20 protein-coding genes are annotated in these 19,404 nt (G+C 57.0%); 8 read left to right on the top strand and 12 right to left on the bottom strand.

The genetic code is table 11. The features are described 5' to 3' along the window. Window positions 1-19 precede the first annotated feature (19 nt). The 3 genes from Q0816_RS18945 to Q0816_RS18935 are packed head-to-tail and all read left to right on the top strand — an operon-like array spanning window position 20 to window position 2,829. The gene (locus tag Q0816_RS18945) at window positions 20-1,243 is read left to right on the top strand and encodes a flagellar hook-length control protein FliK (protein WP_298853594.1); all 1,224 of its coding nucleotides are present in this window, start codon (window positions 20-22) and stop codon (window positions 1,241-1,243) included. 3 nt (window positions 1,244-1,246) lie between these two features. Then, complete coding sequence (locus tag Q0816_RS18940; RefSeq protein ID WP_298853593.1) at window positions 1,247-1,909, top strand: flagellar hook capping FlgD N-terminal domain-containing protein; 663 nt, start codon at window positions 1,247-1,249, stop codon at window positions 1,907-1,909. A gap of 53 nt (window positions 1,910-1,962) precedes the next feature. After that, entirely contained in the window at window positions 1,963-2,829 is an 867-nt protein-coding gene (locus Q0816_RS18935) for an aminoglycoside phosphotransferase family protein (protein ID WP_298853592.1), read from the top strand. Window positions 2,830-2,838: 9 nt separating this feature from the next. On the opposite strand, the gene Q0816_RS18930 is transcribed toward Q0816_RS18935, so the two are convergent. From Q0816_RS18930 to Q0816_RS18910, 5 genes are all read right to left on the bottom strand, one after another. Continuing rightward, window positions 2,839-4,140, bottom strand: a complete 1,302-nt coding sequence (locus Q0816_RS18930) for an FAD-binding oxidoreductase (protein WP_298853591.1) — start codon at window positions 4,138-4,140, stop codon at window positions 2,839-2,841. Further along, window positions 4,137-4,955 carry an ABC transporter permease gene (locus tag Q0816_RS18925; RefSeq protein WP_298853589.1) on the bottom strand — a complete coding sequence of 273 codons (819 nt, stop codon included), beginning with the start codon at window positions 4,953-4,955 and terminating at the stop codon, window positions 4,137-4,139. Before Q0816_RS18925 ends, Q0816_RS18930 begins: the two co-directional genes overlap by 4 nt. After that, window positions 4,952-5,842 (bottom strand): ABC transporter permease subunit, encoded by an 891-nt coding sequence (locus Q0816_RS18920; protein ID WP_298853587.1) that lies wholly within the window; start codon window positions 5,840-5,842, stop codon window positions 4,952-4,954. Before Q0816_RS18920 ends, Q0816_RS18925 begins: the two co-directional genes overlap by 4 nt. Then, window positions 5,842-6,969, bottom strand: coding sequence for an ABC transporter ATP-binding protein (locus Q0816_RS18915; RefSeq protein WP_298853586.1), 1,128 nt, complete (start codon window positions 6,967-6,969; stop codon window positions 5,842-5,844). The genes Q0816_RS18920 and Q0816_RS18915 overlap by 1 nt, the downstream gene beginning before the upstream one ends. A 69-nt stretch (window positions 6,970-7,038) precedes the next feature. Next, entirely contained in the window at window positions 7,039-8,124 is a 1,086-nt protein-coding gene (locus tag Q0816_RS18910) for a polyamine ABC transporter substrate-binding protein (RefSeq protein WP_298853585.1), read from the bottom strand. Window positions 8,125-8,264: 140 nt separating this feature from the next. On the opposite strand from Q0816_RS18910, the gene Q0816_RS18905 reads away from it, so the two are divergent. Together Q0816_RS18905 and Q0816_RS18900 are read left to right on the top strand one after the other, a co-directional pair. Then, on the top strand, window positions 8,265-8,948 hold the full coding sequence (locus Q0816_RS18905) for a GntR family transcriptional regulator (protein ID WP_298853584.1): 684 nt from the start codon (window positions 8,265-8,267) through the stop codon (window positions 8,946-8,948). A gap of 77 nt (window positions 8,949-9,025) precedes the next feature. After that, the gene (locus Q0816_RS18900) at window positions 9,026-10,423 is read left to right on the top strand and encodes an aspartate aminotransferase family protein (RefSeq protein ID WP_298853583.1); all 1,398 of its coding nucleotides are present in this window, start codon (window positions 9,026-9,028) and stop codon (window positions 10,421-10,423) included. Window positions 10,424-10,473: 50 nt separating this feature from the next. On the opposite strand, the gene Q0816_RS18895 is transcribed toward Q0816_RS18900, so the two are convergent. From Q0816_RS18895 to Q0816_RS18885, 3 genes are all read right to left on the bottom strand, one after another. Continuing rightward, a complete protein-coding gene (locus Q0816_RS18895) occupies window positions 10,474-11,658 on the bottom strand; it encodes a lytic murein transglycosylase (RefSeq protein WP_367180538.1) in 1,185 nt (394 codons plus the stop codon). Next, window positions 11,618-11,791 (bottom strand): hypothetical protein, encoded by a 174-nt coding sequence (locus Q0816_RS18890; RefSeq protein WP_298853582.1) that lies wholly within the window; start codon window positions 11,789-11,791, stop codon window positions 11,618-11,620. Before Q0816_RS18890 ends, Q0816_RS18895 begins: the two co-directional genes overlap by 41 nt. Window positions 11,792-11,854: 63 nt before the next feature. Next, a complete protein-coding gene (locus Q0816_RS18885; protein ID WP_298853581.1) occupies window positions 11,855-12,568 on the bottom strand; it encodes a YafY family protein in 714 nt (237 codons plus the stop codon). Window positions 12,569-12,653: 85 nt separating this feature from the next. On the opposite strand from Q0816_RS18885, the gene Q0816_RS18880 reads away from it, so the two are divergent. Continuing rightward, window positions 12,654-13,349 carry a glutathione S-transferase family protein gene (locus Q0816_RS18880; RefSeq protein ID WP_298853579.1) on the top strand — a complete coding sequence of 232 codons (696 nt, stop codon included), beginning with the start codon at window positions 12,654-12,656 and terminating at the stop codon, window positions 13,347-13,349. Beyond that, complete coding sequence (locus tag Q0816_RS18875; RefSeq protein ID WP_298853578.1) at window positions 13,346-13,732, top strand: DUF1801 domain-containing protein; 387 nt, start codon at window positions 13,346-13,348, stop codon at window positions 13,730-13,732. Before Q0816_RS18880 ends, Q0816_RS18875 begins: the two co-directional genes overlap by 4 nt. Here Q0816_RS18875 and rnr read toward each other — a convergent pair. The 3 genes from rnr to dapE are packed head-to-tail and all read right to left on the bottom strand — an operon-like array spanning window position 13,723 to window position 17,747. Then, a complete protein-coding gene (gene rnr / locus Q0816_RS18870; RefSeq protein ID WP_298853577.1) occupies window positions 13,723-15,981 on the bottom strand; it encodes a ribonuclease R in 2,259 nt (752 codons plus the stop codon). The two genes, Q0816_RS18875 and rnr, sit on opposite strands and share 10 nt — an antisense overlap. 47 nt (window positions 15,982-16,028) lie before the next feature. Further along, window positions 16,029-16,604, bottom strand: coding sequence for a TIGR04282 family arsenosugar biosynthesis glycosyltransferase (locus Q0816_RS18865; protein ID WP_298853576.1), 576 nt, complete (start codon window positions 16,602-16,604; stop codon window positions 16,029-16,031). Window positions 16,605-16,607: 3 nt separating this feature from the next. Continuing rightward, on the bottom strand, window positions 16,608-17,747 hold the full coding sequence (dapE, locus tag Q0816_RS18860; RefSeq protein WP_298853575.1) for a succinyl-diaminopimelate desuccinylase: 1,140 nt from the start codon (window positions 17,745-17,747) through the stop codon (window positions 16,608-16,610). A gap of 210 nt (window positions 17,748-17,957) precedes the next feature. Between dapE and Q0816_RS18855 the strand changes: the two genes are divergently transcribed. Next, window positions 17,958-19,016, top strand: a complete 1,059-nt coding sequence (locus tag Q0816_RS18855) for a transporter substrate-binding domain-containing protein (protein ID WP_298853574.1) — start codon at window positions 17,958-17,960, stop codon at window positions 19,014-19,016. Here the strand turns inward: Q0816_RS18855 and Q0816_RS18850 are convergent. Beyond that, window positions 19,013-19,357 carry a hypothetical protein gene (locus Q0816_RS18850; protein ID WP_298853572.1) on the bottom strand — a complete coding sequence of 115 codons (345 nt, stop codon included), beginning with the start codon at window positions 19,355-19,357 and terminating at the stop codon, window positions 19,013-19,015. The genes Q0816_RS18855 and Q0816_RS18850 overlap by 4 nt on opposite strands. Between the last annotated feature and the right edge of the window lie 47 nt (window positions 19,358-19,404).

The raw sequence follows: 19,404 nt of genomic DNA, 5'->3' as shown, positions 1-19,404 counted from the left end.
CACATGGAGCCGGAGCAAGATGCCCAACCCCTTGACACTGGCGGCCGCAACGCCGACCGCGACCGACAAACCCGCCACGTCCCAAAAGGGCCCGGGTCAGAAAGCCGGTTCGGAGAGTTTTGAAGACATCCTTGGGCAAGAGGATCTTCCCGGCGGTACACCCGACGACGCGGTGCCTGCTGATGCTTCAGAGGCATTAAATTTTGCGGTAGAGGCTGAGGCTGTGACCCCGCCTGAGCCTGCGACAACAACAATCCCCCCCCCAACAGCAGGACAGGCGAGCGAACGAGAAACCCCCATTGCAAGCACCGAGCCACCCTACAAAGATGGGACAATATCAACGCCTTCCCTGCTTGCGACAGCGAATCTCCAAACCTTCGAAACACCAGAACAGCCACAAATATTGCCACCCTCAGGATTGGTTCCACAAAGAAACTCGACCTTCCCGGCGTCATCGCACTCGCTGGACGAGTCCGTGCAGGGCACCGCATCCCACCCGGTGCAACTGACACACCAAGCCGAAAACGGTCGTGTGTTTGACCAATTTATCAAGCAAAGCAGAAGGGTTACCGGAACGGGATCCACTCTGGTTCCCACAGACACTGAAAGGGCACTGCCCCCGGAAGCGGGCGCCTCTGCGTCAAAAACACTTGCGCCGGATCTTGTACGATCTGCTGCGCAACTTCAGCTGATGGCAACCACTGTCGAAGCCGAACCCGCAGCGCCGATTCAAGAAGTTGAGGCCATGCACGCCGCTAAGGACGAACCTGTGCCGCAGACCTCGCGTGAGCCTGCATCTCAACTTTCGGCTCCATCAACTGCGGCCCGCGCGGAAGTCGCTCGTGCAATCGCCGGTCAGCTGGCCGCGACGATTCAGGCTCGGACCGGATCAGGAGCAATGGAAGTCACGCTAAACCATGAAGAACTTGGGCGTGTGTCAATTGTGCTGAATGGTCGGGAGGACGGCCTGCACATGAGTATCGCAACTGAACGTCCGGAAATCCTCGACCTTATGCGTCGCCATTTATCTGTTCTCACGGAAGAATTTCAGAAATCAGGTTACGGCGGTCTGAGCTTTGATCTGGGGTCCTCTTGGGGTTCAGGCACGCACGAACAGGATACAAATAGCGCGGAAACCGACGTCGCCTCGCGATCAGTGTCCGCTCAAGGCGAACAGGTCGCTCAAACAAGTCCCACTCCACAAATTCTTGCCTCAGGTCGAGGCATCGACATGAGGTTTTGACCAATGATCAACCCCGTCAATACCACGCAGTCAGTTATGTCTCAGCAAAGGGCTGAGGCATCACAGAGTTCTGCACTTACTTCGGATTTTGAAACGTTCTTGTTGATGCTAACGGCACAAGCGCAGAATCAAGATCCGTTGGAGCCGATGGATTCTACCGAATACGCGTCTCAGTTGGCGCAGTTCTCGATGGTCGAACAACAAGTCCAGACCAATGATCTGTTGTCTGCCTTGGCCAACACATTGGGCGGTATAAATCTGAACGAACTTGCAAGCTGGGTTGGCATGGACGTCCGCTCGACCTTGGCCTTTCACTTTGACGGCCAGCCAGTAACAATGTTTGCTCAGGCCGATCCTGACGCGGACTCTACCAAACTGGTGGTCCGCGACAGTGACGGAACTGTTATCGACAGTGTCTCGGTACCTACGACGTCCATTGAATTTGTATGGGCAGGCCTGGATTCCTCGGGCAACCCACTGACATCGGGCAACTACTCTGCGGCACTGGAAAGCTACAAAAACGATGAATTGCTCTCTGAGCAATCTGTTGCCGCGTACAATCGCGTTGTCGAAGCACAGGTTGGGGACGATGCAATTTTATTGACCTTGCAAGGCGGTCAGGTGATTCCTGCAACTCAGATCACCGCGGTCCGAACTGGTGCTTGATCTGTCGGGTGGGACGGGCCAAAGCTTGGCAATCCGACTCCCCAGAAGAAGAGATGCAAGCTCTGCCCGACCTTTCTGCCCCCCCTCGTGATCTGGTTGACCATCTCCATACGCAAGGATTGGTCAGCGCCCGCCCGCAGTTCGAAACCCTGTACGGCGGACGTACCAACAGGGTGTGGAAGATCTTGGGCGGCGATGGTGACAAGGTGCTGAAGCTGTACAGCACGATATTGCGCAATCCCTTGTTTCGAAATGATGCGGAGTTGGAAGCCCAATGCCTGACGGCTCTTGGCCCGACGGGTTTTGTGCCAAGGCTGCGTGCCGCAGGGCAACACAATGAAGCTCACTGGGTATTTTATGACCACGCCCCCGGCGCACCCTGGCGACAGGGGGCAGATCTGGTTGGCGACTTGTTGTGCAGGCTTCACTCCCTTTCAATCATTGTTCCAGCGCCTTACGGGAGTAACGGCAGCGCGGACCTGAGGGCTCACGGGCACAGAATTCTGCAGGGCTGCTCGTCAGAAGCCCGAGGCAAACTGGAAGAGCTGCAACCTTCAATATCCGTTGCACCAACAGAACAGACCTGTCTGATCCATGGCGACCTTGTGGCGGGAAACATCCTGGTTTCGGCAGACGGTCTGACTTTGATCGACTGGCAATGCCCAGCCCTTGGCGATCCCTGCGAAGACCTTGCGCTCTTTCTGTCTCCGGCAATGCAAGTGGTCTACCGCGGCTTTCCGCTGACGGCGGCAGAGGAAGATCAGTTTCTTTCGGCTTATGGCAGATCCGATATAGTCGCGCGCTATCAACAGCTCAAACCGTGGTACGCGTGGCGCATGGCGGCCTATTGCCTATGGCGTGCTGAAAACGGTGCACCCGATTATGCGAAAGGGTTGAAGCTGGAAACCGCCATTCTGTGACTAGCTTCCTTATCGCAGGTCGGCAAGCGCCATCATGGCGTAGGCTGGCGGCATAAGCACACGACGCAAGTGGCCCATAGGAAATCGATGTGGTGTTTGCGTCATTGGGCTTGGCAACCCGGCATCCTGCCCCAGAACCAACCGCGCCAATGCTCGACCGCAGTAAGTGCCCATGGCAACGCCATTGCCGTGATATGCAAACCCCGCATACATCCCTGGCTGATCCGGAACAGAGCCGACGAACGGTGTCAAGGCGCGTGACAGGCACACCAGACCAGACCAGATATGAGTGGCATTGATCGTCGCCCATGCCGGGAACATACGCTTGAAATCCTGCTGAACCTTATCGCGAATGGCAGCTTCGGAACGTGCCGAGGATCGCAAACCGCCCCTCATACCAAACAGAAAGCGCCCATCCGGCATCAGGCGAAAATAGTGCAGAAGATTGCGCGTGTCGTAACACATCTGATCCGACGTCCAGCCTTGCGCCAATTGTTCGGCCTGGCTGAGAGGGCGCGTGACCATCACCGTTGACTGTGCAGGCATGTATCGTCCGGACATCCAGGGCGGAATATCTTCGCTGGAATAGCCGTTCGTACACACCAACACGGCCCCTGCATTGACCGGCCCTGCCCTGGTCTGCAACGAAAAGCCGGATACCTTTTTTTCGATGTTCAGAACCGGGCTGTTCTGGAACAGATGTGCGCCCATGGCCTCAGCGGCTTTGGCGATCCCGAACAGGTACTTACGGGGATTCAACGCGAAACCAATCGGCAAAGTGTAACCGCCATGAAACGCGCCACCCAAGCCAAGTGCTGGTAAATCCCGGACTTCGTGCAAGGTCCCCGTTTCGTCTGCATTCCGGCGCAACACGTCCATAGCCCTTCTGGAATGCGCCAGCTGGGTTTCCCCGCTGGAGTGGGTGTCTGCATAGATCTGGTTTTGCGCCAACAAATCGGCAACCAACTGCACAGCATCCTTTTCTGCACCAGCATAGGCCCGAGCCGCAGCGCGCCCATATCGGTGCTCCATGGACGCATGGCCCAGCTTTGAACCACCAAGACAGCAAAACCCGCCATTGCGACCCGACGCCCCCCACCCGGGAGGGCCGGCCTCGAACACCGCAACCGAAGCTTTTTCAGCCAGATGCAGGGCTGCGGACATCCCCGTAAAGCCGCCGCCGATGATGGCGACATCAACCTTCAGGTCACCCTGAAACTCTGGCCAATCCGGGCTGGGACCTGTTTCGTCCCACCAACAGCCGTTACGAGGTTCGTCGCTATAAGCGTAGTCGGGATATATCCGCCTCATTCGGTGCGCGCAGCGGCCATTTCGTCCTGCTGCTGACGCACCATCGCACGTTTGGTCACAAGCGAGGCTGTGATTACCCCGACCGTCACGACCGCGATCATGATCGTGGATAGCGCGTTGATTTCCGGACTGACACCAAGGCGCACAGCCGAGAATATCTTGATCGGCAAGGTCGTCGCCGACGGCCCCGAGGTGAAAGACGCAATCACCAGATCATCTAGCGACAAGGTGAAGGCTAGTAACCAGCCCGAGATCACGGCAGGGGCGATGATCGGAAGCGTAACAAGCCGGAAGGCCTGCGCGGGTGAGCATCCAAGGTCCAGTGCAGCCTCTTCTAGTGACCGATCAAAGGTGATGAGGCGCGAGGACACGACAACCGAAACGAAGCACATCGAGAAAGTGGTGTGGGCAAGAACAATTGTCAAAATGCCCCGATCCAACCCGATGCCGATGAACAATAGCAGCAACGACAGACCGGTGATCACTTCGGGCATCACCAGCGGCGCGTAGATCATGCCGGAAAACAGTGTCCGGCCAAAGAAACGCCCACCTCTGACTAGCACATAAGCAGCGGCTGTCCCCAGAATGGTTGCAAGGGTCGAGGAAAAGACCGCGACCCGGATCGTGACCCATGCTGCATCTAGAAACGCCTCGTTTTGCAGCAGCTCTCCGTACCATTTAGTCGAAAACCCGGCCCAGACCGTGACAAGTTTGCTTTCGTTGAAGCTGAAGACGATCAGAATGATCATCGGGATGTAAAGGAACGCAAAACCCAGCGTCAGCGAAACCGTGTTGAACCAGCTTAATCTGTTCATCCCTCTGCCTCCGCCTGTTTTTGCTGGTTGCGTTGGAACAGTACGATCGGAATGATCAGGATCAGCAGCAACACGATGGCCACTGCACTTGCCACCGGCCAGTCACGGTTCGAGAAGAATTCTTCCCACAGAACCTTGCCGATCATCAATGTGCCTGAACCACCCAGAAGCGAAGGGATCACGAACTCACCAATCACGGGGATCATCACAAGAAAACAACCCGCAATGATGCCGGGTTTGGACAGCGGGATGGTCACCAGCCAGAAGGCTTGAAAACGGGAACATCCCAGATCCTCGGCGGCCTCGATCAGCGACCCGTCCATGCGTTCCAACGCCGAATAGATCGGCAGGATCATGAAGGGCAGATAGGTGTAAACAATGCCGATATAGACCGCAGTCGACGTATTCAGGATCGTTAGCGGGGTCGAGATGATGCCTGTCCAGAGCAGAATCTGGTTGAGGTACCCTTCGTTCGACAGAATACCCATCCACGCGTAGACCCGGATCAGAAATGAGGTCCAGAAAGGCAGGATAATCAGCATCATCAGCGTCGGTCGCCATTCCTGAGGCGCGCGGGCCATGCCATAGGCAATTGGATAGCCCACCAACAGTGTAAAGAAGGTCGAAATCAATGCGATCTTGACGCTGGACAGATATGCCTTCCAATACAGGTCGTCCTCGGTCAGCCAGACATAGTTCTCAAGATCGAGCTGACTGAAGAACTCTTTGATCCCCGCCCAACCGGCAGAAAGGTCCAAAGTTGGAGAATAGGGAGGGATGGCGAGGGCGATATCTGACAGCGAAATCTTCAAAACGATGAAGAACGGCACCAGAAACAATGCCAGCAGCCAGACATAAGGTATGGCGATCAGAACGGCGCGGCGCATCAGTTGGCCAGCAAAACCGCAGCCGTGGCTGTCCAGGACAGCCAGACCGGGTCTTCCCAAGTGAAAGAACGGCGCGAGATACGGCGGGTATTGGCCGTTTGCGCCTTGATGATTATGCCGTTTGCTAATTCAACGTAATAGGTGGACAGGTTACCTAGATAGGCAATGTCGTGAACTTTGCCCTGAACGGCGTTGACCGCATCGCTGGGCCGTTCGGCAGAGATTGTCACTTTTTCAGGACGGATCGCCAGATGGCAGGACTGACCGTTTGAGAAACCGGTGGGCGATGATGCCGTTAAAGGGGCCTGACCTTCGGCCCAATCAATCTGATAACTGTCCTCCCCAGATGGAGCTGCACGACCCTCAATGATGTTCACATCTCCGATGAAATCGGCGACATAAACCGAAACAGGGTTTTCATAAATCCGATCCGGGGTAGAAACCTGCATCAACTGGCCCTGATCCATCACCGCTACACGGCTGGCGACGGTCATCGCTTCTTCCTGATCGTGGGTGACGATCACGAACGTGGTGCCGGTCTTTTCCTGAATATCCATCAGCTCGAACTGCGTGTCCTGACGCAGCTTTTTGTCGAGTGCCCCCAATGGCTCGTCCAGCAACAATAGCTTGGGCGCTTTGGCCAGCGAACGCGCCAGCGCAACGCGCTGCCGTTGACCACCCGAGATCTGGTGCGGTTTACGGCGGGCAAATTGTTCCAGCCGGGTCAGGCGCAGCATCTCTTCCACACGTTCCTCCAGATCGTGCTTGGGCATGTTGTCCCGGCGCAGTCCAAAGGCGATGTTTTCCCAGACACTGAGATGCGGGAACAGAGCATAGGACTGGAACATCATGTTCACGGCCCGTTTGTTCGGCGGGATCGGGTCGATATCCTGCCCACCCAGCAGAATATGGCCTTCGGTCGGAGTTTCGAACCCGGCCAGCATCCGCATCATCGTTGTTTTACCGCAGCCGGACGGACCAAGCAGGGCAAAAAACTCGCGTTCAAAAATATCCAGCGACAGGTTGTCGATCGCCGTGAATTCACCAAATCTCTTGGTTACATTCTGGAACTGGATCAAGGGTTTCGCCTGTGGGTCATCCCATGGCGCAAAGACGTCAGAGTTCAAAACGGCCCCCGTTCGACAATCTGAAAAAAGGGGCAAGGCGGTGTGACCGCCTTGCCGGGACAAATCGGATCAGGTGCCCGATTTGATCTTGGTCCACATACGGGTCACGACACGCTGTGTTTTCGCTGGGTATGGCGTTGTGATATAGAGGTTTTGCATGGTCGCATCATCCGGATAGATCGCCGGATCCCCAATCACATCCTCTTCAAGAAGCTCTTGCGAGGCCTTGTTGCCATTGGCGTAGTAGACGTAGTTCGATGCGGCCGCCATGTTGTTGGCGTCCAAAATGAAGTTCAGAAACTTATGTGCGCCCTCGGGATTTGGAGCATCCGCAGGAATCGCCATCTGGTCGAACCACATCAGCGAACCTTCTGCGAAAGCGTAGTATTCGATTTCCACGCCGTTATCCGCTTCGGCCGCACGGTCACGAGCCTGTAGAATGTCACCGGACCAACCTACCGCCACACAAATATCGCCATTCGCCAGCGCGTTGATGTATTCAGAGCTGTGGAACTTCTGAATATGGGGGCGGACGCTCGTGAGAACTTCTTCGACCTTCTTGATCACATCCGGATCGTGACTGTCGGGGTCCTCGCCGATGTATTGCAAGGCCATCGGTATCATTTCGGCTGGTGCATCCAGGAAATGGACGCCACACGAGGCCAGCTTTTCCATGTTCTCTGGTTTCAAAACCAAGTCCATGCTGTTCAGGGCCACGTCATCACCCAGGGCTTCTTTGACCTTGTCTACGTTCACACCAATGCCGGTTGTACCCCACATGTAGTTGATCGAGTAGGCGTTGTTCGGGTCATACCCGGCAGTACGTTCCTGGATCACATCCCATAGATTTCCTGCATTCGAAAGTTTGGCCGCATCCAGCTCCTGAAATGCGCCTGCCTGAATCTGGCGCTGCAGGAAAGTGCCCGACGGCACCACCACATCATAGCCCGAGCCTCCGGCCAGCATCTTTGTTTCCAGAACTTCGTTGCTGTCGAACACGTCGTAGATCAGGGTCAGGCCCGTCTCTTCTTCGAATTGGCTCAGCAACTCTTCGTCGATGTAATCGGACCAGTTGTAAACACGCACCTCTTCGGCAAAAGCCGCCGAAGTCCCCAATGCGATGACCGCTGTCATGGTCAGCGTTTTAATTTTCATTTTCTTCTCCCTGCAAGTGTACGGGTATTTTCCCGTTTTTTTGGATTTGATCAAGTTTTGCGTTTTCCCCCGATCCAGCGTATGGTTTTACTAGGTCTGTCACCTGACAAGTCAGGGTTAGTCGAAATAGGATGAACCAATTGGATTTGATCAAAAATAAGGCGCCCGTGCCCCCAGCCGACAACGGGAAACAACCGGCACATGAGCAGGTTTACCAAACACTCAGATCACAGATTCTGTTTGGGGAACTGGTCCCGGGGCAGCCAGTCACTATCCAGGGGCTGACTGATTCGCTGGGTGTCGGAATGACCCCGGTCCGCGAGGCGATCCGCCGGTTGATCTCGGATGGTGCCCTGGTGTTCCAGGGCAATCGCCGTGTCAGCGTACCCTTGCTCTCCACAGGCGACATCGCAGAGATGATCTTTGCCAGAATTTCAATAGAATCAGAGCTTTCGAAACGAGCAACGGCGAACTTGCAGACCGAAGATATTGACCGCCTCGAACGCATCGACCGGCGTTTGGACCGCATGATCGCTGATGGTGATGTGGGCGGCTACCTTCGATTGAACCAGGCCTTTCACGAAACGCTTTATTCACATGCAAACGCTCCGATACTTAGCGACCTTGCTGAAAGACTGTGGCTCAGGTTTGGACCGTCCTTGCGTGTCGTCTGCGGGCGTTTCGGTACGCAGAGCCTTCCGGATCGGCACAAGGACATCATCGCCGCGCTGCGCAACTGCGATGCCGAAAAAGTGGCCAAAGCAACCGCACAAGACATCGAACAGGGCATGGAACTGATCGCAGAGGCTTTGACCTCGGACTAGCGCAACGTGATTCGATTGACAGGAAAGAATTTGATCATATTGTGATCACCAACTGCTTTTTCGTAGGAGATTCCCCGATGTCCACCATCACCAACCATATGCCGACCGCCGAGTTGCAGGCGCTGGATGCGGCGCATCACATTCATCCTTTCTCGGCCAATGGTGCGCTGGGGCAGGAAGGAGCACGCGTGATCACACGCGCCGATGGCGTTTACCTGACCGACAGCGAAGGCGAGGAAATTCTGGATGCGATGGCAGGTCTTTGGTGCGTCAATATCGGTTACGGCCGAGATGAGCTGGCTGATGTCGCTGCGCGCCAAATGCGCGAGTTGCCCTATTACAATACATTCTTCAAAACGACACACGTTCCGGCCATTGCACTGGCCGCGAAGATTGCCGAGCTGGCGCCGGGCGACCTGAACCATGTCTTTTTCGCGGCCGGCGGGTCAGAAGCCAACGATACCAACATTCGTCTGGTGCGCACCTATTGGACCGAGAAGGGTCAGCCGGACAAGAACATCATCATCAGCCGCCACAATGCTTATCACGGCTCTTCCGTGGGGTCGGCCTCATTGGGTGGCATGGCGGGAATGCACGCGCAGGGCGGCATTCCGATCCCAAATATCCACCACATCAACCAGCCCAACTGGTGGGCCGAAGGCGGCGACATGTCACCCGAAGAATTCGGTCTGGCCCGTGCCCGCGAGCTGGAAGAGGCCATTCAGGAACTAGGCGAAGACCGTGTTGCGGCCTTTATCGCCGAACCTGTTCAGGGCGCAGGCGGTGTGATCGTTGCGCCGGATACGTACTGGCCCGAAATTCAGCGTATCTGTGACAAATACGATATCTTGCTGATTGCCGACGAAGTGATCTGCGGTTTTGGTCGGACAGGCAACTGGTTCGGATCAGAAACCGTGGGCATCAAGCCCCATATCATGACCATCGCTAAAGGCCTCAGCTCGGGCTATGCACCGATCGGTGGATCCATCGTGAATGACGAGATCGCCGAGGTGATCGGCGGGACCGAGTTCAATCACGGGTACACCTATTCCGGCCATCCGGTCGCTGCTGCTGTGGCGCTGGAGAACCTGCGCATCCTCGAAGAAGAGAAGATCGTTGAGCATGTGCGCGACGTTGCCGCCCCTTACCTGAAAGAAAAGTGGGAGGCATTGGCTGATCACCCGTTGGTTGGCGAGGCAAAGATCGTCGGTATGATGGCATCTATCGCACTGACCCCTGACAAAGCCAGCCGGGCCAAGTTCGCGTCCGAGCCCGGCACCATTGGCTATATCTGCCGTGACCGGTGTTTCGCCAACAATCTGATCATGCGCCATGTGGGCGATCGGTTGATCATTTCGCCGCCGCTGATCCTGACCCCCGCGGATATCGACGAAATGTTCGTGCGGATCCACAAATCTCTGGACGAAGCTCAGGCCGAGATCATCAAACAGGGGTTGATGAAAGCCGCCTCCTGAAATCAGCGATTTCTTAAAATGAAAGGCGACCCGCTTGGATCGCCTTTTTTCTACCGAAGTCGCTCCAAAAGCTCCGCAGTTGGATACCCATCCGGCACCAAGCCTTGCGTCAGCTGATACGCACGAACCGCATTGATAGTGTTCGGCCCGGTGCGCCCGTCGATACCCATTGTATCGAACCCGGCATTGGTCAGGCGGGTTTGCAATTCCCGTTTCTCTGAAAAACTCAGCACCCGATCACCTCGCGGCCAGCCGGACTGAAACGGTTTTCCACCCACAAGCCGGTCGGATAGATGTCCGATGCCGATCACATAGGCGTCGGCCCCGTTATACGCCTCGATCACGCTGAAATTGTCAAAAATCATCAACGCCACGCCCTGCCCGCCTGCCGGAAGCAGAACCGCAGCCTCCCCATGATCCGGTACGGTTTTGCCATTCCGGGCAACCACACCACGTGCGGCCCATTCAGACGGCAGCAGGGTAAATTCACGACGGGCCGCCGCATAATCGAACTCGGCAGGCAAACGCACTTCGACGCCCCACGGCTGCCCCTTGGTCCAACCGTGCTGTGCCAGATAAGACGCCGCCGAGGCCAGCGCGTCCGTCGGATCGTCCGACCAGATGTCCCGTCTCCCATCCCCATCGAAATCAACCGCATGATCCAGATATGAGGTCGGCATGAATTGCGTATGGCCCATTGCGCCGGCCCAGCTGCCCAGCATATTTCCGGCGCTGACATCGCCTGCCTGCACGATCTGCAGGGCGGCGATCAACTGCGTTTCAAAGAACTGCGCCCGCCGCGCATCAAAGGCCAGCGTCGCCAAGGAGCTCAGCGTCCGGTTGCTGCCACGGTAAGAACCGAAAGATGTTTCCAACCCCCAGATTGCCGTGACCACTTCCTTTTCAACGCCATATTCAGCCTCAATTTGCTGCAACACCTGCCGATGTCGTTGCATGGCGGCACGCCCGTTCGACAGGCGTGTTTCCGAGACTGCGGAATCTAGATACTCCCAGATCGGTTTCGAGAATTCGGCCTGATTTCTGTCTCGTTTCAGTACATCCTCGTCAAAGGTTACGTCCGAAAACACCATGTTCAGCGTTGTTCGCGATATGCCCTGCTGCCGCGCGCGTTCCTGAAACGCACCGAGCCAGACCTGAAACCGTGCGGTCGCTGCCGCAGACACCCGCAAGGCCTCAACCGCCGGACGCGGGACCGGACGGATCGATACCGTCACATCCGCCGAAGCCAGCTGTATCGTTTCCCGCGATGTTCCACTGTCCGCCCATTTTCGTGTTTTCTGTCGTGTCCGCCTGCACCATGGATGCCCACAATGCGACGGTCATGATGCCGCCTACGCATTTTCGCATTCCGAAATTTCCTGATTACTGCTCAACCTCAGGGTAGCGCAAAATCGACAAATCACAAAGCGCTCAGACGTCCGCCTCGCGCTCTTGTGCTTCGCGATCCGCGCGGATACGCGCCAAGACCTCGCGCAACATAGGCACGCGGTTTGGCCGAAAGCTTTGATCCGTAACAGACATGTCCTGCATACGATCCAATCGAAAGACACGAAAATCCCGCCTTAGGTGACACCAACTCAGCAGCACGCTGGACCGGTCCATGTAAACGATGCTCAGCGGATTAACGCGCCTGCGCGTGGCATCGCCCTTCGCATCTATGTACGAAAACTCTATCGCGCGCTCATCCCATGTCGCCTGCCGCAACGAGGCCACATCTATCGTTGGCTCAGGCGGGCGATTAAATCGTGTGGCCGCCAATACGGCGTGGCTAAGCCGATGGGATTGGCGCTGCGGCAATCTTCCCTGCAATTTTCGAAGGGCCGAACCGGCAGCATCCGACAGGGACGGATCGCCAATCACCTGAACTTCCCGCAGGCCAAGAACCAAAGCCTCAAGCTCATCATCGGTAAACCCCAAAGGGGGCAAGGTCGCATCCTCGATCAGGGTAAACCCAAACCCCGCCTCGCCGTCGATGACGGCACCCAATCCACGCAAGGCGTCAATATCCCGATGAATTGTTCGGCCGGAAACACCCAAATCCTGCGCCAGCTGCTCGGACGTTCTGGGCGAGGGGCCGGAACGCAAAGCTTGCATCAATTGGAACAATCGGGCGGTGCGAGACATGGTGTAACGTAGTTTAAACCTAATGACAGAAACTGTCATTAAGAAGGATTACTCATCTGGCATCCCCAAACCACGGAGCCACATGATGCTGACCCTTCTCACCTATCCTTCCGCCTTCGGCCTGTTCAGCGCCAGCCCGTTTTGCGTCAAGTCAGCCTTGATGCTGCAGCACTCCGGCCAGACCTGGCAGCGTTCGGATATGCTTGATCCCCGAAAGATGCCGCATCAGAAATTGCCGGTTCTGCGCACGCCCGAGCACTTGGTTCCAGACAGCGATCTGATCCGTGATTGGCTGGAACAACAGGGCGCGAATTTCGACCAGGGGCTTACGGATGTTGAAAAGGCTCAGTCCCGGGCCCTGGTGCGTATGGCCGAAGAACACCTGTATTTCCACATCGTTCTGGATCGTTGGGGCAATGATGACGTGTGGCCGATCCTGCGTGAAACCTTTTTCACAGAGATACCGGCCCTGATCCGAAAACCAGCGTCCAACGCGATCCGAAAATCTGTTCTGAAAGGGATCACGTCACAAGGGATCGGACGGTTTTCGTTGCCCGAACGACTGGATCGGATCGAACGCGATCTCGAGGCGATCTCAGCCTATCTATGGCAATCTCCTTTCCTGCTTGGGGAGCGACTGACATCGGCGGATATGAGCATCGGACCAATGCTGGCCGCCATGCGCGCAACACCGGCAGATACGCCCCTGACGCGCCGCATCAAACAAGATAACCTGCTAAACAGTTACGTGGACCGGATGGAAAAGGCGATTCCCGTTTGAGACCCTTTGATGATCCCTCGGTTGCCTCAGCTTTTGAGGCCCTGCCCCCGCAAACACGCGCGGGGGCCTTTGCGCTTCGTGATCTGATCTTTGACACGGCGGCATCTCTGCCCACCGCTCATCCATTGCGAGAAGAGTTGCGCTGGGGCCAGCCCGCCTATCTTGCCCCCAAAGGATCAACAATCCGGCTTGGGGCCCACAAGTCCGCGGCATTCGCGTTGTTTGTACACTGCCAAAGCCGGTTGATGGGTGATTTCACCTCAGCTTTTCCGGGCGAGGATCGGATCGACGGCAATCGGGCCATCTTGTTCGATGACCCAAGCCAGATTGACCACACCCGACATGGTTGGTTGATTGCCCGGGCGCTGACTTATCACCTCTGACGGCGTTTGCGTTCAACCTTGCGCTTGATTTTGTCTTTCTTGCGCTTGGTGCTGATTGCTTTGCGCCGCGTCGGTCGTCCTTTTGACCCGCGTCCACGCGGCAGGGCCTGATCGTCGATGGACAACAGTTCCAGTTCCAACCCACCCGTCACTGGCGTTGCCTCGGTCAGCCGCACGGTGACGCGCTGACCTATCGCAATGATCAGCCCGGTATCCGAACCCATCAGCGTCCCCGCCTCCCGGTCGAAATGGAAGAATTCGCGCCCCAGCGAGCGTACTGGAACCAGCCCATCTGCGCCGGTTTCATCCATTTTCACAAAGGCCCCGAACCGGGCAATGCCGCTGATCCGTCCGGTAAACTCGTTGCCCACACGCTCGCTCAGAAATGCGGCCAGATAGCGGTCGGTTGTATCGCGTTCGGCCATCATCGAGCGGCGTTCGGTATCCGAGATATGCGTTGCAGTCTCTTCAAGCCGGGCGATTTCGTCCTCGGTCAACCCGTCCTTGCCCCAGCCATGGGCCGAGATAAGCGCCCTGTGCACGATCAGGTCGGCATAGCGCCGGATGGGTGAGGTGAAATGCGCGTAGTTACGCAGCGCCAAACCGAAATGGCCGAAGTTCTCGGGGTTGTAGTACGCTTGAGCCATCGATCGTAACGTACTGAGGTTGATCAATTCAGCATCTTCAGTTCCGGCGGCGGCATTCAGCAGCGCGTTCAAATGACGGGTCTGCAGCACCTGCCCTTTGGCCAGATTCAACCCCGCCGCCTGCGCCGTTTCCCGCAAGCTTTCCAGCTTCTCAGGTGCCGGTTCCTCGTGCACACGGAACAAAAGCGGGCGACGCTTGGCGATCAGGGTCTCGGCTGCGGCCACGTTGGCGAGGATCATGAACTCCTCGATCAGTTTGTGCGCATCCAGCCGGTCACGAAAGGCGACGCTTTCGACCTCGCCTGTTTCGCTGAGCACAATCTTGCGCTCTGGCAGATCCAGTTCCAAAGGCTGTCGCACTGACCGCGCATTTTTCAGCGCAGTGTATGCCGCATAAAGCGGTTTAAGCACTGCCTCCAGTAACGGCCCTGTTCGGTCGTTCGGGGTGCCGTCAATGGCTTCCTGCACCTCGGCATAGTTCAGCGAAGCGGCAGAGCGCATCAGGCCCCGCACGAACCGGTGGCCGATTTTGTTACCGTCTGCGTTGACCTGCATCCGTACGGCGATACAGGCACGCGGCACGCCTTCGTGCAGCGAACACAAATCACCCGACAGTCGATCCGGCAGCATCGGCACCACTCGATCAGGGAAATAGCTGGAATTGCCACGCTTGCGTGCCTCACGATCCAGCGCGGTGCCCGGCTGCACATAGGCTGCGACATCGGCAATAGCGACCCAGACCACATGCCCGCCTGGGTTTTTGGGATCGTCATCGGCATGGGCATAGCAGGCATCGTCATGATCGCGCGCATCCGAGGGGTCGATGGTAAGCAACGGCATATCCCGCAAATCTTCTCGCCCATTCAGGCCAACGGGTTTGGCCTTGTCGGCCTCTGCGATCACCTTGTCCGGAAAATCATCCGGGATACCGTGTTGATGGATCGCGATCAGTGACACCGCCTTAGGTGCTGTCGGATCGCCCAAGCGTTCAACAATTCGCGCGCGTGGCAGGCCCATGCGGTTCTTGGGACCAGCCTGTTCCGCCTCGACCAGTTCTCCGTCTTTGGCGCCCAGCACGGCCCCGTCATCGATAAGCCATTCAGTTTGGCCCGCCTTGTCGATTGGAACAATCCGTCCGCCTTCGGCTCCTTTGCGGAAGATACCCACGATCTTGCGCGGGTTCGTCCCAATACGGCGGATCAGGCGCGCTTCGTAGTTGTGGTCTTCCTCATGTACGACGGTCAAACGGGCCAGAATGCGATCACCCTCGCCCAGCGCCGGGTCACTGGTGCGGGCTATGATCAGGACAATGGGCTCGACCCCTTCGCCGTGCCATTCAAGTGGGCGCGCGAACAGGTCGCCATCCGCGTTCGGAGCTTTTACCTGCAAGACGCTGACCGGCGGCAAGCGATCCGGATCGCGATAGCTGCGCTTGCGCTTTTCCAGATGCCCTTCGGCCTCAAGTTCCTTGAGGATACGTTTGAGATCAATCCGATCCGCGCCTTTGATGCCAAAAGCCTTGGCGATATCGCGTTTCGAAGTCAGGGTGGGGTTCGCCGAGATCCAGTCAAGGACCTCCTGCTTGGTAGGGATGCGAGTCATACGTCCGGCCTAGCACGCGTTTGCGACCGCGTCATGACCAAAAAACCTCAGGTATTCAGATCGGCGACTGTATCCACATCACGTAGGTGGCCCAGAAGGGACACACGACAGTTGGGGATCGAGGCAAGCGTGTCGGCCAAAGCGTGTTCAGTCGACCAACGCACATCACGAAACAAACCGCGTGGCAAGGGAGCAAAACGCTGCGCTCCGATCAACCAATAGCCTCCATCTGGTGCTGGCCCAAATACCATCTGAGAACGCCCCAGCGCATCGAAAGCTCGGGCTATATGGGCGCGCGAAATCCCGGGGATATCCGCACCGATCAGGCAAACGGGGCCCTTTGGCATTCCCTGCAACATCCGTCTCATGCGGTCGCCCAGATCGCCACGCCCCTGCGCTGCGCGCGGCAGATCACCAGGCCAGACACGGCTGGTCAGCCCTTCCTGATCAGGCGAGACCGCCAGAACGACCTGCCAGCGTGGATCGCGCAGCCTACGGATCAGTGACCGCGCCTGGTGCCGGAACCACCAAGCCGCGCCAACCATGCCAATATCGCGCCCCAGCCGTGTTTTGACACGACCCGGATGCGGTTCCTTCACCATGATCACCAATGTGCGCTGCATGGGTCAGGCAAAATAGTCTGTCAGGATGCGCGTGTAGATCGACTTGAGCTGTTCGATCTGCGCCACCTCTACACACTCGTCCACCTGATGCATTGTGCGCCCGACCAACCCAAACTCAACAACCGGGCAGTGGTTTTTGACGAACCGCGCATCCGACGTACCGCCAGTTGTCGAAAGCTCGGGTGTTAGGCCTGTTTCTGCCTCTACAGCTTTGGCCACCAGATCCGACAGCGGTCCCGGCGGGGTCAGAAAGCTTTCACCTGAAATCTTGATCCGAGCGTCAATTTCGACGCAGTACTCAGCAGCCACCTGATCCGCCTCGGACTGCAACCAATCACTCAGGCTGGCCCCGGAATGCAAGTCATTGAAACGGATGTTGACCGTTCCGTTGCACTGGGCCGGGATCACGTTGGTTGCGGTGTTTCCGGTGTCGATGGTCACTACTGCCAACGTAGAGGCGTCAAAATGATCCGTACCATGATCCAGCTCGTGACACGCCAACCGGTCCATCAGCCGGGCCATAGCAGGCAAAGGATTCTTGGCCCGATGCGGATAGGCCGAATGCCCCTGAACGCCCGTAACCGTAAACCACGCAGTCATCGAGCCGCGGCGGCCAATCTTCATCATCTCACCCATCGCGTTCGGGCATGTGGGCTCACCCACCAGACAGACCGACATCCGCTCATCCGCGATGGCCATATAATCCAGCAGGGCGGTGGTGCCATCCAGCGCATCGCCTTCCTCGTCTCCGGTGATCGTCAGAATAATGGCTCCGTCCGGCGGGGTATCGCGTACGAAATCCATCGCGGCAGCCGCAAAAGCCGCAACCCCCGATTTCATATCGGTTGTGCCGCGCCCATACATCACGCCATCCCGCACTTCGGCCCCGAAGGGCGGCATAGTCCAGGCAGCTTCGTCGCCGACCGGAACAACATCGGTATGTCCATTAAAACCGAAACTGCGCGCGTGGCATTTCTGGCCCCATCGTGCGAACAGGTTGCTGATGCCACCACGGTCGACACGCGCGCATTCGAACCCCGCATCCGACAAAACCGACTCGAGTAAGACCAGCGCGCCGCCTTCTTCAGGTGTGACCGATGGGCAACGGATCAGATCGGCTGTCAATTGAACGGGATCGGTCATGTATTGGCCTCTGGAACAGTGTCTTTCGCGGGTTCGTGCACAGATTCAACGAATTGGCCGGTTTTCCAACCCCAATCCGCAAATAAATCGCCAACCGGATTGAGAAGATGTCAAAGCGAGACCCCAATAAATCATAGTAGTTTACCCAGCGACCATCTTGCTGCCCACAGCACAATCGCGTTACAGGGCCGCGAAACAGGTGAATTGAATATGAAGCGCGCTTTCTTCGCACTGATCTGCCTGACTTTCGCCGTCATTGCACAGCAGAGCCTGGCACAGTCCCTTTCGGTCACTACGGTGACTCGTCCCCCGTTTTCCTATGTGGAGGACGGCGCTGAAACCGGCTTCTCGATGGATTTGCTGGCCGCGCTGGCCGAGTCTCTGAACTGGGAGTACACGGTCAATCGCGTGGATGCGTTCTCGGACATGCTGGACGCGGTGCAGGATGGATCTGCAGATCTTGCCGTTGCCAATATCTCGATCACTGCCCTGCGGGAAACGCAGATGGATTTCACCCAGCCGATCTTTGAGGCAGGCTTGCAGATCATGGTGCCATCCGAGGCCGCCCGTCAGCCATCCTTGCTGCATGCGCTATTGTCCAAGGAACTGTTCATCGCCATCGGTCTGGCTTTTGCCATCCTGCTGGGCGGCGGCATGATGATGTGGAGCTTTGAGCGCCGCGCCCAACCCTATTTCGACCGCAAACTGAACGAGGCGTGGTTTCCTTCCTTCTGGTGGGCACTGAACCTTGTTGTGAATGGCGGGTTCGAAGAAAGAATGCCCCGCACGCCCTTCGGTCGGCTTCTGGGCGTTGTTCTGGTCGTTTCATCACTGTTCATCGTATCGGTTTTCACAGCCCGCATCACGTCGGTCATGACCGTGGACGCGATCACGGGCAGTGTGAATTCAGTGAACGATCTGTATGGCAAGAATGTCGGAACCATCTCGGATTCGACTGCGGCCAGCTTTCTGGGCCGGCGTGAGATCGAATTCACCGGTTATTCCGGGTTGAATCAGATGCTGGACGCCTTCCAGGCCAAGGACCTTGATGCGGTGGTATTCGATGCGCCGATCCTGTCTTATTACGCGGCCCATGAAGGGCGGCGGATCGCATCAATGACAGGCGGCGTTTTCCTGCGCGAAAACTACGGTATCGCTTTTCCGACCGGGTCGCCTCTGGTTGAGGACGTAAATCAGGCTCTGCTTTCACTGCGCGAAGATGGAACTTATGAAGAGATCTACCGCAAGTGGTTCGGCATGCGGAACTAGGCCTGCGCCTCGTCTCCGAAGAACGGCGTCATCTGCGCCACGATAACCGCATTTTCATCCAGCGCACGCTGCATCAGTGCCCGTTCGTCCGGTTCGATATCGTGACCTTGCGCCTCGCGTTCGGCCAGTGTTCCGTATCCCGTGACATCCAGAGGTGCGGTGTCGGCCTGCTTCAGAATAGCCACCGTCTCGCGCACCGCCTCGGCTTCATCTACACCACTGGCAAAACACATCAGTGCTGCACCAGTCGCGCCTTCGGGCAACCCGTCGCCATCCTTGCGACCGATCTGGACCAGAAGGGTATAGACTTGCTGACGCGAGGGTTTCTTTTGCTTTTCCATAGACCTTGCCTTACGCGCGGTATTTTGAAGGGTCAACCGGTTCCGTA

Origin of the sequence: uncultured Ruegeria sp. (genome assembly GCF_947497005.1) — a bacterium.
In the GTDB taxonomy this organism is placed as follows: Bacteria; Pseudomonadota; Alphaproteobacteria; order Rhodobacterales; family Rhodobacteraceae; genus Ruegeria.
Note: the sequence above shows the minus strand (reverse complement) of the source record. Positions and strands in the feature narration are given on the sequence as shown.

Bases quoted from the DNA above. Each gene is read 5' to 3' on its own strand.
- Q0816_RS18945 (WP_298853594.1), top strand. From the start codon at position 20: ATGCCCAACCCCTTGACACTGGCGGCCGCAACGCCGACCGCGACCGAC.
- Q0816_RS18940 (WP_298853593.1), top strand. From the start codon at position 1,247: ATGATCAACCCCGTCAATACCACGCAGTCAGTTATGTCTCAGCAAAGG.
- Q0816_RS18935 (WP_298853592.1), top strand. From the start codon at position 1,963: ATGCAAGCTCTGCCCGACCTTTCTGCCCCCCCTCGTGATCTGGTTGAC.
- Q0816_RS18930 (WP_298853591.1), bottom strand. From the start codon at position 4,140: ATGAGGCGGATATATCCCGACTACGCTTATAGCGACGAACCTCGTAAC.
- Q0816_RS18925 (WP_298853589.1), bottom strand. From the start codon at position 4,955: ATGAACAGATTAAGCTGGTTCAACACGGTTTCGCTGACGCTGGGTTTT.
- Q0816_RS18920 (WP_298853587.1), bottom strand. From the start codon at position 5,842: ATGCGCCGCGCCGTTCTGATCGCCATACCTTATGTCTGGCTGCTGGCA.
- Q0816_RS18910 (WP_298853585.1), bottom strand. From the start codon at position 8,124: ATGAAAATTAAAACGCTGACCATGACAGCGGTCATCGCATTGGGGACT.
- Q0816_RS18900 (WP_298853583.1), top strand. From the start codon at position 9,026: ATGTCCACCATCACCAACCATATGCCGACCGCCGAGTTGCAGGCGCTG.
- Q0816_RS18890 (WP_298853582.1), bottom strand. From the start codon at position 11,791: ATGCGAAAATGCGTAGGCGGCATCATGACCGTCGCATTGTGGGCATCC.
- Q0816_RS18885 (WP_298853581.1), bottom strand. From the start codon at position 12,568: ATGTCTCGCACCGCCCGATTGTTCCAATTGATGCAAGCTTTGCGTTCC.
- Q0816_RS18880 (WP_298853579.1), top strand. From the start codon at position 12,654: ATGCTGACCCTTCTCACCTATCCTTCCGCCTTCGGCCTGTTCAGCGCC.
- rnr (WP_298853577.1), bottom strand. From the start codon at position 15,981: ATGACTCGCATCCCTACCAAGCAGGAGGTCCTTGACTGGATCTCGGCG.
- Q0816_RS18865 (WP_298853576.1), bottom strand. From the start codon at position 16,604: ATGCAGCGCACATTGGTGATCATGGTGAAGGAACCGCATCCGGGTCGT.
- dapE (WP_298853575.1), bottom strand. From the start codon at position 17,747: ATGACCGATCCCGTTCAATTGACAGCCGATCTGATCCGTTGCCCATCG.
- Q0816_RS18855 (WP_298853574.1), top strand. From the start codon at position 17,958: ATGAAGCGCGCTTTCTTCGCACTGATCTGCCTGACTTTCGCCGTCATT.
- Q0816_RS18850 (WP_298853572.1), bottom strand. From the start codon at position 19,357: ATGGAAAAGCAAAAGAAACCCTCGCGTCAGCAAGTCTATACCCTTCTG.